Source organism: Arthrobacter sp. B2a2-09 (assembly GCF_027587375.1).
In the GTDB taxonomy this organism is placed as follows: Bacteria; Actinomycetota; Actinomycetes; order Actinomycetales; family Micrococcaceae; genus Arthrobacter.
On record NZ_JAMXIC010000030.1, the window covers coordinates 1 to 13618 of the forward strand.

Genomic DNA, 13618 nt, shown 5'->3' on the forward strand with positions numbered 1-13618 from the left:
GGTAACCGTCGTCAACCGCGGCGGCTGCTTCCCTAAGGCCGGGCGCGGGAGCCGGTGCCGGGAGGTCCGGGACGTCCATGCCGGGCACGGTGGTCGTGCCGGTCGCGGTTGCCGTATCTGCTGCCACTGCCATGGACTCGGTCCAGCCGGTCCTCCACCCCGGCCCCGCGGATGATTGCCGGGAGGCTTGTGCTTCGCTGCGCGTCCGTTCCACGGCCTCGGCCGCGACGATCTGCAAAAATTCCACCGTCCGGGAGATCTCCTCGATCTTGCCGGCGAAATCAGCGGCATCGGTGAAACCGAGCGAGCGGGCGTCGGAGGCAGCGGTTGAGCGCAGCGCATCCATCGCCGCCACTGCCTGATCAAGGTCATTTGCGGGCGCCGGCACGGCGGCGGGGTTTTGAAGCCCGGCATGCCGGGCGGCGACGGGCTTCAGGCGGCGGGAAAGACGTCCCGGCGACGCAATCCCGCCGTCGGGCTGGGCTGCCCGACGTGCCACGACTTGACCGATGCCTTCCATGAATAAACCCTGTCACGGGGGTCTGACATTTAAGGCCCTCGCGCTGCCAATCGGCGTCGCGAAAAGCGAAACAAGGAAAACACGTCTCAAATATTAGGTGCTGAGGTCCCAATGAACCCGGATCGCCTCAGCGATCGGGCCAGCGGCGACGTCGACCTGAAAGGCCACGGGCGCGGTCTCTGTCTCTTCTATGACTGTGTCGTGGTAAACGCGGCCGCATGACGGACACAGAGTGTAGAGGTCCTCATCGTCGGGCCACGCGGCCAGTCCGGCGGGGACAGGCGTGTTTGCTCCGGCGTAAACAGGGACGCCTTGTGAATTGGCCTGGATCAATCCCTCTTTGCTGACGGTGTTTCCGCACAGGCAAGTGATCGAGGTGACATCATGACCGATGACATCAGCGAATTCAGTGTCCATTGGAGCTCCCCGGCGATGGAAGAGGTTCTGCTTGTAGTTTATGCCTGCCTATCCGCCATATGTTTGACCCCGCCGACTTGGTTGACGGTTACCGGTTGTTCCCCAACATCCGGGGCGGGAAGATATTCCCATGCTGCCTGAGGAGCGTTTCAACACGCTGGTCGATGAATTCAGGGACAGCCCGGGCGTCAGCGTGCCGGGAGAACCGGGGCAGCGCGGATTCGGTTCGAACGCGCTGAAGGTCCACGGCTCGATTTTTGCGACGTTTTCCGGAGGCAGACTTGTTGTGAAGTTGCCGCACCAGCGGGTCGAGATGCTGATCGGAACCGGTGTTGGTGCGCCGTTTGACGCCGGAAAGGGTCGTGCGATGAGGGAATGCCTCACCGTCACTGCCGACGATGAGGAGTCGTGGCTGGCCCTGGCACGTGAGGCCTGGGACTTCGTGAGGGCTCAGCGAAGAACACAGTGAAGGGACGGGATGAGATCCAACGAACTGCTGCTGGACGCCTTTGCTCGGATCCGTGACATAGTGGCCGCCTAGACTCCTTAGATGGCTATGGATCTTGAGAGTGTTTTCCTGAACGGCACGGTTGGTGCCGGCAAGACGACTACAGGCGAAGCCTTGCACTGGCTCCTCGCCGACGACGGAATCAGCAACGCCGTGATCGACCTCGATGCGTTGCGGCGGAGCTGGCCTGCGCCTTCAACGGACCGGTTCAACCACGAGCTTGAACTGAGGAATCTTCAGGCTGTCGCGGGAAATTATCGTGAGGTTGGCGTACGGAGGCTCATTCTGGCAGGAGTGCTTGAGCAAGCCGCGGAGGTGGACCGATATCGTGCAGCCCTCGGCGGAGGGAAGCTCACGGTGATCCGACTGGAAGCGCCAATCGAGACTATTCAAGAGCGACTCAGGAACCGACACGAACCGAACAGCCCGGAGCTGGCCTGGCACCTGGATCGCAGCGTGGAGCTCGATGAAATCCTGACCGAAGCTCGACTCGATACACATGTGGTGGCGACGGGACGACGAGGCCCTAGCCAGGTTGCCCAGGCGGTTCGGGCTCTGATTGGGTGGTAGGCGTAGCCAGTTCGGTGAGCCTCCGTGAAAGGTCTCAGCGAAGAACACAGTGAAGGGAAGCGATGAGATCCAACGAACTGCTGCTGGACGCCTTTGCTCGGATCCGTGACATAGTGGCCGCGACTCTTAAAGGGGTCGACGACGAGTCTCTAGTCCATCGGCCGGCCGGGAGCGGAAACTCGATTGCGTGGTTGATCTGGCACCTCAGCCGAGTGGAGGACCTGCAGCTCGCCTCCGCCGCCGGCGTCGAACAGGTGTGGACTTCGAAGGAGTTCGCCGGGCGATTCAACCTGCCGCTGCCTGAACGCGACACCGGCTACGGCCACTCGAGCGATAAGGTCGACGCGGTTCAGGCCCCGCCGGAGCTGTTGCTCGAATACTACGACGCCGTCCACCGGCAGACGATGGCGTTCCTGGAAACCCTTGGTGACGAGGACCTTGATCGCATCGTCGACACCCGCTGGGACCCGCCGGTCACTCTCGGCGTGCGGTTGGTCAGCACGATTGCCGATTGCCTTCAGCACGCGGGGCAGGCCGCCTACGCCAAGGGCCTAGGCGGCCGGTAAGCGGAACCTCAAGCAACGTTCTGAGATGCCACCTTCTGAGATGCAACCTTCCGAGGTTTGAAGACCAACCCCAGGACGGCCGCCAGCGCGAGGGCGGAGAGGATGGTCGCCGACCAGAACCCGGCCCGTCCGCCGGTCAGGAAATCGCCAGGTATAGCGAAGGCCGCGTAGATCGAAGCCACGATGGCCAGGCCGACGGCGCCGCCAAGCTGCTGCATTGTCTGGAAAAGTCCGGATGCGGACCCTGCGTGCTCGGGTTCGACGTTGCGAAGCGCGAGCGTCGTGAGCGGCATGAACGTTATGCCGGCGGAGATTCCAGTGCCCAGAAGTGCAAGCAAAACGAGGGCGAACGGGGTGTTCGTATTCAGTTGCGTCAGCGGCAAGAAGGCGACGACGCGAAGGGCGGTGCCGAAGACGACCAGCCGGACGGCCCCGAAGCGCTCGAGTAGCCGCGGGACGATCCGCGACATCGCGAAGATGCTCAGCGGCATCGGCAGGAACGCCAACCCGGTCACCATCGGCGAGAGGTGCAGATCGTCTTCGAGGTACTGGACCATGAGGAAGAACATCGCCAGCATCCCGCCGTAGGTGGCCGCCATCGCTGCCAGCGCCGCCACACGGCTCGGGCTGCGCAGCAGTTGCGGACGGAGCAAGGGGTGTGCCACTCTCCGCTCGGTGACGGCGAGAACTGCGATCAGCACTGCCCCGACAACCAAGCCGCCGATAGTGCGCGGGCTGGACCAACCGACGTCGCCCGCTTGGATGAGACCCCAAACGATGGCGACGGCGCCGCCCGTCGCGGTCACCGCTCCGAGGATGTCGAATCGCCCGGGCCGCCGGGGAGTTTCCGCGACGAGGCGCGGCACTGCAATGAGGACCACGACGCCGATCGGCACGTTGATGAAGAGGGTCCACCGCCAGCTGGTGGTGTCGGTGAGCAGTCCGCCGAGGATGAGCCCGAGCGCGCCACCCATTGACGCAATGGCGGAGAACAGTGCGAGCGCGCGGTTCCGCGCGCCGTCGTCCTTCGCGCTGGTGGTGATGAGCGCGAGTACGCTCGGGGCGGCGAATGCCGCGCCGAGGCCCTGGAGTGCGCGTGCGATGACGAGGAGGAGGGGCGAGGTGGCCAGGCCGCCAAGCAGTGAGAAGAGCGTGAAGGCTGCGACGCCCACCAGGAAGGTGCGACGACGGCCGACGACGTCTCCGATCCGTCCGCCGAGCAGCAGGAGGCCGCCGAAGGCGACGGCGTAGCCGTTCAAGACCCAGCTGAGCTCGGCCCGGTCGAAGTGGAGGTCGGTGGCGATGTGGGGGAGCGCGACGTTCACGACAGTCGCGTCGAGGACAAGCATGAGTTGGGCCAGCATGACCAGCCAGAGGCCAATGCTGCCGGCGCGGCGGCCGGATGTCGCGATCCCGGCGGGTGCGCGTGTGGCGATTGTGGGTGTCATGGGAGGTGTCCTGTTCTAGCCGAGGGGGCTGACGTACACTAAGAGGAGAGTAGCTCCGCTTAGAACTATACGGAGACACTCTCCGTTTTGCAATAGTTCTTGTTTTGGACGTACTTAGAAGGGCTGGTTTCTGTGCGCGCTGACGCTCAACGCAACCGCGATCGGATCGTGGAAGTTGCGCGTGCGCTCTTCCGTGTCAAAGGCTTCGAGGCAGTTTCAATGGACGAAGTCGCCAAGGCGGCCGAAGTGGGACCCGGTACGCTCTACAGGCACTTCGCGACCAAAGAGTCACTGTACGACGCCGTCCTCGAGGCATGGGCAGACAAGGTCAACACCGCCGTCGACCGAGCCCTTACCCTCGACGGCCCAGCCCGGGAGCGGTTGCTGAGTTGGCTGACCGACTATGCGGCGATGCTGACCGAACATAAGGGTGCAGCGGCCCGGATCACCGCCGCGCTGGGCGACCCCGGTTCCCCGTTTGCGGCAAAGTGCCGGACCTACCTCGGTGCTAATCAACGCATGATCGAAGCGTTGGACTCGGCCCTGCGACCTGGGGTTGAGGCCATTCAGATCAGCCGGCTCGTCGGCGGTGTGGCCGCAGTGGTAGATAACAGCGAGCTTCCCGCCGACGCCGCAGCATCGATGCTCGCGGTAGTCGCCGACGGACTTATCGCTTCCTGACGGGTTCAGGGGCAAGATTCCAGGCTGTTCTCCGACCCTCGCTCACTTGTGGCGCGTTTTTGGGCGACCCTCGCTCACTTATGGCGGGTTTTTCACGATCGCTCGCTCACTATTACGACGGCGCGACGCCGGATGTGCAGGAGCGTTTCGCATTTGCGGCCCAAAGGTGAGCGAGCGTTTGCGGCGGTCGGGACCGCCATGCGCGCCCCGCGGCCGCCCGTCGTGCCCGGCCGCCCCGCCGCAGTAGGCCCCCGACGCCCGCCGTCGTGCCCTCGCCACGCTGCCCGCGGTCGTGCGTCCTCCGGGTGCAACGCCGGCAACACTCGCAAATTCGTTAACTAAGTCGAGTAGGCATCACTCAAGGCTGCCCGGAAACGGCTCCGTAGCATCCAAAGTGAGCTGAAGAAGGCTCACTGCCATTGCTTTTGAGAAGCGATGCGCGGCCGTACCAACCCGGCGGGGCCTTGAACCCCGCCAAGGACGCACATCATGAAAACTGCAAAACTCATGGCCGTCGCTTGCCTCTTGCTTGCGGGGATCGCCACACCGTTTTCCGCCGCCAACGCCGCACCCATGGAATCTCCAGGGGTCGCGTTAGGCAACGACATCTCCTGGCCGCAATGCGGTGGCGGACTTCCTGCGGGCCAGTCGTTCGCGATTGTCGGTGTCAACGGCGGGTGGCCGGAGAGTGCGAATCCCTGTTTGGCCGAGCAGCTTCAGTGGGCCGCCAGCTCGGTGGGCGGGACGAGCCAGCCGGCCGTTGCCTTGTACGTCAACACTGGCAATCCCGCGGAGTTCGGGCCCGCGTGGTGGCCGTCGTCCAATGGAGTCGCAAACGCGACGGTTCCCAACCCGTACGGGACCTGCGATGGGAGCGCTTCGGCAGCGTGCGCCTACATCTACGGCTACACCATGGCCTTTCAGGACGCTAACCAGCGGGGCGTCAGCGATCCCGCCAAGCACATGTGGTGGCTGGACGTGGAAACCGGGAACGCCTGGTCCTGGGACAAAGTCGCCAACGCCGCGGATATTGAAGGCATGGCCGCCTACTTGCAAAGCATTGGCGCGGCGGTGGGCATCTACTCAACCTCGTACCAGTTTGGGATAATCGCCGGTCGGCTTCATCCCGACAGCAATCTGAACGGACTTAAGAGCTGGCTTGCCGGAGCAACGTCACCGGAGACCGCGGTGGAACTCTGCTCTGCCCCGCCGCTGACAGCCGGCGGTGTGGTTGCACTCACCCAATTCACCACAGACCTCGACTACAACTACTCGTGCATTCCACCCGCACCCCCTGCCCCGCCCAAACCAGCACCGGTCGTGGCCCCGCCGAAGCCCCCGGCCCCGACGCTGACTGAAGATGCCAGCGGCAAGCGGAAGCCGGATTGGTCGATACCGCAGAGCTGACGGGTTCCCGCCGAGGTTCGTGACGCGTCGTTTCGTGACCCAAGGCAACGATGGACCAGACTTAGGGACGTGACCAACAAACCCCGCCCCGGCCTAGCGATCGCTGCACTGAGTCTCGGGACGGCGCTGAATCCGCTGAACTCGTCGATGATCGCGGTCGCGCTAGTGGTTCTGCGCCAGGACTTTGCGCTCGACGTCGCCACGGTCACCTGGGTGATCACGTCCTTCTACCTCGCCTCGGCCGCCGGCCAGCCACTCATGGGCCGGCTCGCGGATCGTTTCGGTCCGAGGAGGTTATTCACCTTCGGCATGGCAGTGGTTGCCATTGCCTGCGCGCTGGCGCCGTTTTCGCCGAACTTCGCACTGGTCTGCGTGGCCCGTGCGCTCATGGCGGTGGGGACCGCGACGGCGTACCCGTGCGCCGTCGTCATGGTCTCGACGCTCAGCCGGCAGGCGAACATCAGCTCCACCCGACCCTTGGGGCGCATCCAGATGGCGAACACGTCGGCCGCTGCGGTGGGACCCGTCGTCGGCGGCCTTTTGGTGAGCCTGGTCGGCTGGCAGGCGTTGTTCGCGATCAACGTGCCGATCTCGCTTCTGGCACTGATTGTGGTGCGGCGGGTGGCGCCGCCCGACGTCGGACGCGAAAGCGGCAAGCTCTCCGTCCTCCTGCGCGATTCAGACATTCCGGGCATCCTGGCGTTCCTCGCCTCGCTCACGTTGGCGATGATGGCGCTGCTCAACGTGGTGCCGGCCTACCGCTGGTGGTTCATCGCCGTCGCTGTTGTCCTGGCGGGGCTGTTCGCATGGCGCGAATTGCGGTTCAGTCCGCCGTTCCTGGACCTGCGGCTGCTCGGCCGGAACCGGCCGCTGCTGCTGTTGTACTTGGGTTTCGCGGTGTTCAGCGCGGTCTATTATTTTGCTTTCTTCGGGCTTCCGCAGTTGTTGCAGCAGGCGGGAAAGTACGACGCCGGCGTGGTCGGCCTGCTGATGCTTCCCCTGGCTGCCATGTCGGTTGTCATGACGCCGGTGACGGTGCGGTTCATTGAGCGGTTCGGGGTGCGGTCCGTGATGATCGTCGGGGTCTTGCTTTTGGCTCTGGCTTCCGGCGCGCTCGGGCTGCTGACGCTGTCCTTCTGGCCCCCGCTGGTGCTGGTGCTCACGGCGCTGATGGGTGTTCCGTATGGTGTTGTCAGCACGGCGTCCAACCAAGGTTTGTACGTGTCCGCGCGGCCCGAGGACAGGGGAGTGGCCGCCGGGATTTTCCAGACGTGCAGATACCTCGGAGCCATCACGGCGACGGTGCTCATTGGTGTGCTGTACGGGCCCGGGGTCAACCAGGCAAACTGGGGGCTCATGGTGTTGGTGATGCTGGGGTTGAGCGTGGTGGTGTTTGGGTTGGCGCTGGCTTGGCGGAAGCCGGGGGTGATGGGTTAGGTCCCAATCGCGAGGCTCCGAAACCCGCTGCAGGCCGACAAACCCCTGTACCTACTCCGACGCACCTTCATCACTCATTTTTAGGTCAACGCACACTCATTTTCGGTGCAATGCCCACTCAATTTCAGTGCAATGCACACTCAGTGATCATTTTCGCCCGTAGCGTTGGATAGATCGTCAGGCTAGCGCTCTGGGGCGCTCTCCTCAGATTTGGTAGGCCACTAGGCTCACACTTCAAAGCTGGGGTGCCTGCGTTAGGAGTTCGGAAGTGTTCGAAGAGGAAGCCCGACGGGCGCTTGCCTACGTGGATCGCGGCGTCAGTGTTCGGATCGCCGGCGGCCCCGGAAGTGGAAAATCAACGGTCCTGCAGTCGATCGCCGCTGGCCTCGAAAATGCCGGGTTCACGGTCTACAGCCTCTCGGGTTCGCGGCTCCTGAATGAGACTCCGTTCGCAGGGATTGGCGCACTCGGACTGGAAGGGCGCGGACAAGAGAATGGGCCGCTAGGCGTCGCGAACGTGCTCGCCGAACAGTTGGCGCAGCGAGGCCGCCGGGCAATAGTTGTTGACGATATCGATGAGCTCGACAAGGAATCAGCTGCAGTCATTGACATTGTTCAGAGGAGGACCCAACGGCCGCTGGTGGTGACGATGGACGATGCCCCACTGGACTCAGGGGCCTCCGTGTTCACGCCTGCCCGATGGCCGGAGGCAACGATTCGACTCAGTCCTCTTCACTACGATCAAGTCAACAAGCTGCTGGCCCAGACGCTCGGGTCGCCGCCGGACGTAGATTTGACCACCGCCGTTCTCATGAAATCTGGAGGCAACCCGCGACTCGTGGTCAGGATCGCCCAAAGCGCGGAGCTGAGCAAGCAACTTATCTTCCATGGTGGACAGTGGAGAATGGGTGGGCACACACTCTGGAACGAATATCTCCAGAGCACCGTCCAGGAACTCCTTCACGGACTAAGCGCTGATGAGCGGACGGCTTTGCATACCCTGTCCGTGGTGGGAGCCCGGCCGCTGGGGTCCCTGAAGCCAGTAGTTGAGGCAGATATCCTGGACAGGCTCGAAATGCGGGGGCTGGTTGCGCTCGCCGAAGACAGCGGCGGAGCCATATGGGTAAGCGTCAGTCCCCACATTGTTGTCGACCATTTCCGTGACCCTCACGTGCGATCCTCCCGGAGGGTGCTGGCGGATCGGAGTAACCGGGAGATCGATTCCCATGACCGGCCGCTAAAGAGCTCCTCGCCTGAGCTTCTGGCTGAATTGATCAGAGACCTGCGGAGTGAAGCCGGCGGCGGCACGGCTGCGACGCAGCATTTCCAAGAACAGCTACGGGAACTGGAGGAATCACAATTCAGCGTCTGGGAGTCCGAAAAGACAATGTCCAACGCAGCAGCGTTCCTCAAATTCTACTGGGGCGGTCCGATCGATCCCTCACGCATCGAACACGTCTTCAGCGAAACTGAGGCGGTAGGAGCTGATTCTGGCGATCACTTCTTCTTCGCCATGACCCGGGCGCTGTGGGTCATCGTCAATGGCGGGCAATTAGCGGTAGCGACGGGCATACTCCAGGCGATCGGCCAAGCCCACCCCGATTGGAAAGCAGAAGCCCAAGCGTTCGCACTCTACCTCCAGGCGTCCTTTGACCGAATGCCCTCAAACCTCGACGAAACCCTGGACAGGCTACGCAGTCACCATCCCGAGAGCGGCGTTCTGCCAGTCATCAGAGGCATTTTGGAGCTCTATCGCTTCGATGCCCAGGCGGCCCTTCTTGCCCTTGACTCAGCAGATGGCTTCGAAATCGCCTCAAGCATGGAACCGTTCGTCCGTGGACTCGCTCTCCATATTGCCGGCCAAAGCGAGGAAGCGCTGATCTTCTCCCTTAGCCAACGCGCCGCGGCGCGGCACCGCCTTGATCAGTTCGCCTTCGTCGCGAACAGTTACGTCGCGGTTTTGGCAATGGCGGAACAAGGACTCAGCAAGGAAGCTGAGCGGGTGATGGCCAGTGTCTTCGCTCTCGGACGCCCCGGGTTCCTGGTGAGCTTCCTCCATGACGCTTTGCTCAGAATCGCCGGCCTTCGCGTATTGGCCAGCTCCGGTAAGAACGTCCCCTCGCTGGGGATTCAGGCACGCAAAGACGTCGCTGACGTCGGGCCCCTGCCTGGAACCGGTAAAGCAGTCTACGAGCTCGTTACCCGGAAATACGCCGATCCAGCCGAGTTTGATGAAAAGGCAGCGGACCTTCTGGAACAGCAAATGGACCGCGGCTACATCACCGAGGCCGTGTATGCCTCATTGTTCATGCTGTCCCTCTACCCCGGACACAAGATCCTGGAGACCACGCAACGGCTCCTGCAGGAGAACGGCGTCACCTCCCATGCCCGGTTCCTCGCCATCGCCGGTGCCGTTCGTGACCGCGACCACCAACTGCTGAAGATTCTCCTGGACCAATACGAGGTCGACTCCGACCTTCCCGCGATCACCAGGCTCCTGAAAAGCACATCAAGGCGTTATCTCCACAAACGACACCATGGCTTGGCCAAGACCCTTCAACGGATCACCTCAGTCTTCGAAAACCGCTTCCCATCGCAAGGAGAACAACTGACCCTCGACACCGGAGGGCAACCCCCGGGCCTGACCGCCCGGGAAAAAGAAATCGCCATCCTGGCAGGCAGCCAACGCACCCCCGAAATCGCAGTCCTCCTTGGGATCAGCACCCGGACCGTGGAAAACCACATCTCCAGAGCCCTTGGCAAGACCGGAACCACCACGCGACAGGCCCTTTATGAGCACGCTCGAAACTCCCAAACAAGTGGCGGATAACTGGACGCCCGGCTCCAGACCCTCGGCCGCAACGCACTCCCTATCTACCAGTGTCAAGTGTTTTGCTTCTATTGAGTGGTGAATACTCGAAATTGAGTATGCAAAGACCTCAAATTGAGTGGTGCCACAGTCGGAATTGAGTAGTTTCGAAGCCTGCACGGATGCATCAATCAATTCTGGTTTTGATCTTAAAATTAAAGTCTTCTGACCTGTTATTAAAATTGTCTTGACTACTTTATCTGGCCTCCATACTTTCGTTGTGAAGCATCTGCTTCGCCGGGCGCCCCACCCGACATCACTCGCAGGAGGACGGTGTGAATTCGAAGTCAAGAACCTTGAAGAGGGTCGGTGCAGTTGGCGCCGCCACCACTGAGAATGTCAACATGATTGGGACCCCAGGGTCGGCCAGTTTTTGGGTCCGGGGATTTTGATGGTTCACGTATTACGTTGGACGAGGGTTTTGCGTCTGCTGACTGCACTCGTTGCGGTGGTTGCTGTTGTTTTCGGTTCGGTAGCTCCGGCTGCTGCTAATGCTGCCGAGAACCGGACAGTGGTGGGTAGCGGTGAAGGTGCCGTTTTGCTGGAGCCGACGAAGGCGCAGAGGGCAGAGGCGATGAAACGGCTGGAGCAAGCCCGTCTGGCGGACCCTGCCGGTTTCGCGAACCGGCTGGACCTGATTCAGGAATCGAAGGAGCTCAGGGAGTATTTGTCTTCAGACAGCCGCTTCGATAGTGGATTGCAGCAGCAGTTCCTTGCGGCGTCCATGCCTACGGACATCCTGGAATCGCTGGTTTCGCTCACGGACTCCGGGTACCTGACCCTTGAGTTGGCGGATGGTCCGAACAAAACTAAGGTTGCCAAGCTTATTAAGGCTGAGCGGAGCATGATCGGTGGCGGTAAGGGGTCAATGGGGAAGAAACCGATGTTTCCCCAGTGCCCGTCCGCGTGGGCTGCCCTATGGGCCTGGTGGGGCACAAATGCGGCTTTCTGCGGCGCGATGGGTTTCTTCGGCCCCATGGCCGCATTGGGATGCTCGGCAGCCATGGCGATCGCCGGGTCCGTTATTGACTTCAACAGGGGATGCCGATGAACCCCGGGACTGATTCGACCGTACGCAATTACTGGCTCGCGCTGTCAGCCTTGTTCGGGGTAACTGTCAGCGTAGTGTCGATGACTGACCCGCCTTGGTCTTTGATCATGGTCGCGGCCTTCATCCTCTTTGCTGTCCTGCAAGCCATTCACTACCGCCAGCTGGGCCGCGAAATCCAGGGGAAACTGGCTACGGCCAATCCTGGAGCTGGAGTCGTCGCTGCAGTTTTCGGGGGCGCCGCGGCTCTCATCCACGGTACGCCCGTTGTCTTCTGGGCCGGGCCCGTTCTTGGCCTGGTGACGTTCGTAGGCATATACGTGTTCCTTCGCCGGTACGGGCGCTTCCACAAGGGCGCTACTTCGAATTAGCCGAAACCGTGAGCATCGTTGTTCGGATGTGGCCAATAGCGACAATCGTCGTGGTGTTGGGGATCGTCTTTGCCAGCCTGTATCTGCTCAATCTCGGCGTCTACCCTCCGGTGGATTTCTTGGTTTATCGGTACGCTTCGGTTGCGTCGTGGCCCGGGGAAGACATTTATGCCCGCAACATTTTTGGGGAACTTCTGCCGTCCGAGGGTCTGCCTTTCGTCTACACGCCGTTCGCAGCCGTGCTCCTGTCGGTCACGAGCTTGTTTCCTTCCCAGACGTCCTTCGTACTGTGGACCACCGGCTGCGTGGCAACCTTGGCGTTCATCATTGGTGTTTGCCTGCCGCAGTCTTTGCCCAGGCGCCGGACGATATGGCTCGCACTTCTTTTGCTGGGCTGTTGCACCACGGTCGTCGCCCAGCACTTGGTATGGGGCCAGATCAACTTGTTCCTCGCCGGACTCTGTCTCGCGGATTTCGTTCGTCACACCAATGGAAGGTGGTCCCGGTTCGTTCCGAAAGGGGTGTTGATCGGGATCGCCGCCGGTATCAAGCTGACCAACAGATCATCAAACAGCGGCCAGCAATTGATTTCTGTCCAAGACGGAGGCTTGGTCGAAGCGCGCGGTCGCCTGTTCACGGGAGCCGATGGACATGCCTATGTACGGCCGAGAATGCACCCTGATGAACCGCATATCGGTCTGCACGAGCAAGCTCAAATGGACACAACAACAACCAGAATCAGGGTCACGGGCCTTGAAACTGGTGAATCGCGGCTTGGCAACCTGGACGGTTCCTGGCATACCATTCGCGGCGTTCTAAGCGGGATGAGGATCGAGGCTGAAGCTGTGCTCGATACCCCTGCGCGGTGGCTCGACTCATGGGAGGAAGCGGACCCAAGATACGCGGAGGTGAAGCCTGATGCCCCGTCGGAGTGGTTCCTTAGTCCAGACCGCAAGGCCTTGCTAGAAGGAATCTTTGCCAGCTTTGAGGAGCACGAGGACTTCTATCCTCTTATTTCATTGGGACTTAACGGCACTTACGAAGGCACCTTCCGCGTCAAGTTGTACATGCTGGCGATCAACGAGAGCTTCGCATCGTGGGCAGGGAACTACAGCGCCGACGACCTCCTTGTTCGATCATTCGTTAGGGCGCTGTAGCTAAGGGGGTTGTTATGCGTTGGAGAAGCAATACAGGCATAGTTTCAGCGATGCTGATCTCCGGAGCCGCGTTGACTGCCTGCGACGGGGGTGTCCAACGTCATGCCGGCTCAATACGAGTTACGGATCCGGTCCCGATTACCGAAGCGGCACCGCAAGACGGGACTCTGTCGTCAGCGGCAAGCCTCATCACCGAGGCGTTAAGCGGCGACCCCAACTTCGGGTCAGTCGCCCTTGAACAAGGGAAGCTCGTCATCACTTGGCATGGTCCCGAGAGCGACCGCATCTCACGCGTGCGCGGCCAACTCCCGGGTGTTGACATCTCGCTCCGTTCCGCAGCGTGCGTTCCAGGAACTGTCATGGACCGGGCGGGAACCCTTTTGAAGGAAGAAGCAAGAGTCCGGGTCGTCGGGATGTCCAATGACGGATCTCATGTGGTGGTCACGGTTTCAGAGGGCGCAGACAACAGTGCCCTGGCTGCCGCCTACGAAGCGCGGCTCGGCTGCCCGGTCCGCCTCGAAACGGGGGACGTGGTCCCGGCCACGGGGAACCATTGACACCCCTATGAGGCCGGAATATCGTCGGCCGTATCGAGGTTCGTGGTCTCGTTCCAAGTGAT

General features: G+C 61.8%; 13 protein-coding genes and 1 pseudogene. 11 read left to right on the forward strand and 3 right to left on the reverse strand.

Going from position 1 to position 13618, the window contains the following annotated elements; all coding sequences use genetic code 11:
• Both NFJ07_RS22375 and NFJ07_RS22380 read right to left on the reverse strand, forming a co-directional pair.
• A pseudogene (locus tag NFJ07_RS22375) lies at nucleotides 1-520 on the reverse strand (HNH endonuclease signature motif containing protein); the annotation flags it as partial.
• 93 nt (nucleotides 521-613) lie between these two features.
• Nucleotides 614-937: a hypothetical protein gene (locus tag NFJ07_RS22380; protein WP_269997918.1), complete on the reverse strand. Its 324-nt coding sequence runs from the start codon at nucleotides 935-937 to the stop codon at nucleotides 614-616.
• 130 nt (nucleotides 938-1067) lie between these two features.
• Here NFJ07_RS22380 and NFJ07_RS22385 point away from each other — a divergent pair, with 130 nt between their 5' ends.
• The 3 genes from NFJ07_RS22385 to NFJ07_RS22395 all read left to right on the forward strand — a co-directional run bounded on the left by NFJ07_RS22385 (nucleotide 1068) and on the right by NFJ07_RS22395 (nucleotide 2581).
• Nucleotides 1068-1406 carry a hypothetical protein gene (locus tag NFJ07_RS22385; protein WP_269997919.1) on the forward strand — a complete coding sequence of 113 codons (339 nt, stop codon included), beginning with the start codon at nucleotides 1068-1070 and terminating at the stop codon, nucleotides 1404-1406.
• A gap of 81 nt (nucleotides 1407-1487) precedes the next feature.
• The gene (locus NFJ07_RS22390) at nucleotides 1488-2015 is read left to right on the forward strand and encodes an AAA family ATPase (RefSeq protein ID WP_269997920.1); all 528 of its coding nucleotides are present in this window, start codon (nucleotides 1488-1490) and stop codon (nucleotides 2013-2015) included.
• A 62-nt stretch (nucleotides 2016-2077) separates the two neighbouring features.
• Entirely contained in the window at nucleotides 2078-2581 is a 504-nt protein-coding gene (locus tag NFJ07_RS22395) for a mycothiol transferase (protein ID WP_269997921.1), read from the forward strand.
• 8 nt (nucleotides 2582-2589) lie between these two features.
• Here NFJ07_RS22395 and NFJ07_RS22400 read toward each other — a convergent pair whose 3' ends face one another.
• Nucleotides 2590-4029 carry an MFS transporter gene (locus NFJ07_RS22400; RefSeq protein WP_269997923.1) on the reverse strand — a complete coding sequence of 480 codons (1440 nt, stop codon included), beginning with the start codon at nucleotides 4027-4029 and terminating at the stop codon, nucleotides 2590-2592.
• Nucleotides 4030-4161: 132 nt separating this feature from the next.
• On the opposite strand from NFJ07_RS22400, the gene NFJ07_RS22405 reads away from it, so the two are divergent.
• From NFJ07_RS22405 to NFJ07_RS22440, 8 genes are all read left to right on the forward strand, one after another.
• Nucleotides 4162-4710, forward strand: coding sequence for a TetR/AcrR family transcriptional regulator (locus NFJ07_RS22405; RefSeq protein WP_269997925.1), 549 nt, complete (start codon nucleotides 4162-4164; stop codon nucleotides 4708-4710).
• Between the two features lie 489 nt (nucleotides 4711-5199).
• Complete coding sequence (locus tag NFJ07_RS22410) at nucleotides 5200-6117, forward strand: hypothetical protein (RefSeq protein ID WP_269997926.1); 918 nt, start codon at nucleotides 5200-5202, stop codon at nucleotides 6115-6117.
• A gap of 69 nt (nucleotides 6118-6186) precedes the next feature.
• Complete coding sequence (locus NFJ07_RS22415; protein ID WP_269997928.1) at nucleotides 6187-7554, forward strand: MFS transporter; 1368 nt, start codon at nucleotides 6187-6189, stop codon at nucleotides 7552-7554.
• Between the two features lie 268 nt (nucleotides 7555-7822).
• Nucleotides 7823-10384, forward strand: coding sequence for a LuxR C-terminal-related transcriptional regulator (locus NFJ07_RS22420; RefSeq protein WP_269997930.1), 2562 nt, complete (start codon nucleotides 7823-7825; stop codon nucleotides 10382-10384).
• A 460-nt stretch (nucleotides 10385-10844) separates the two neighbouring features.
• Nucleotides 10845-11474: a hypothetical protein gene (locus NFJ07_RS22425; RefSeq protein ID WP_269997932.1), complete on the forward strand. Its 630-nt coding sequence runs from the start codon at nucleotides 10845-10847 to the stop codon at nucleotides 11472-11474.
• 80 nt (nucleotides 11475-11554) lie between these two features.
• Nucleotides 11555-11842 (forward strand): hypothetical protein, encoded by a 288-nt coding sequence (locus NFJ07_RS22430; RefSeq protein ID WP_269997934.1) that lies wholly within the window; start codon nucleotides 11555-11557, stop codon nucleotides 11840-11842.
• A gap of 8 nt (nucleotides 11843-11850) precedes the next feature.
• The gene (locus NFJ07_RS22435; protein ID WP_269997935.1) at nucleotides 11851-12999 is read left to right on the forward strand and encodes a glycosyltransferase family 87 protein; all 1149 of its coding nucleotides are present in this window, start codon (nucleotides 11851-11853) and stop codon (nucleotides 12997-12999) included.
• 50 nt (nucleotides 13000-13049) lie between these two features.
• Nucleotides 13050-13556, forward strand: a complete 507-nt coding sequence (locus tag NFJ07_RS22440; RefSeq protein WP_269997937.1) for a hypothetical protein — start codon at nucleotides 13050-13052, stop codon at nucleotides 13554-13556.
• Nucleotides 13557-13618 lie beyond the last annotated feature (62 nt).

Coding starts and splice junctions, on each gene's coding strand:
- NFJ07_RS22380 (WP_269997918.1), bottom strand. CDS start 937: ATGGACACTGAATTCGCTGATGTCATCGGTCATGATGTCACCTCGATC.
- NFJ07_RS22385 (WP_269997919.1), top strand. CDS start 1,068: ATGCTGCCTGAGGAGCGTTTCAACACGCTGGTCGATGAATTCAGGGAC.
- NFJ07_RS22390 (WP_269997920.1), top strand. CDS start 1,488: ATGGCTATGGATCTTGAGAGTGTTTTCCTGAACGGCACGGTTGGTGCC.
- NFJ07_RS22395 (WP_269997921.1), top strand. CDS start 2,078: ATGAGATCCAACGAACTGCTGCTGGACGCCTTTGCTCGGATCCGTGAC.
- NFJ07_RS22400 (WP_269997923.1), bottom strand. CDS start 4,029: ATGACACCCACAATCGCCACACGCGCACCCGCCGGGATCGCGACATCC.
- NFJ07_RS22410 (WP_269997926.1), top strand. CDS start 5,200: ATGAAAACTGCAAAACTCATGGCCGTCGCTTGCCTCTTGCTTGCGGGG.
- NFJ07_RS22430 (WP_269997934.1), top strand. CDS start 11,555: ATGACTGACCCGCCTTGGTCTTTGATCATGGTCGCGGCCTTCATCCTC.
- NFJ07_RS22440 (WP_269997937.1), top strand. CDS start 13,050: ATGCTGATCTCCGGAGCCGCGTTGACTGCCTGCGACGGGGGTGTCCAA.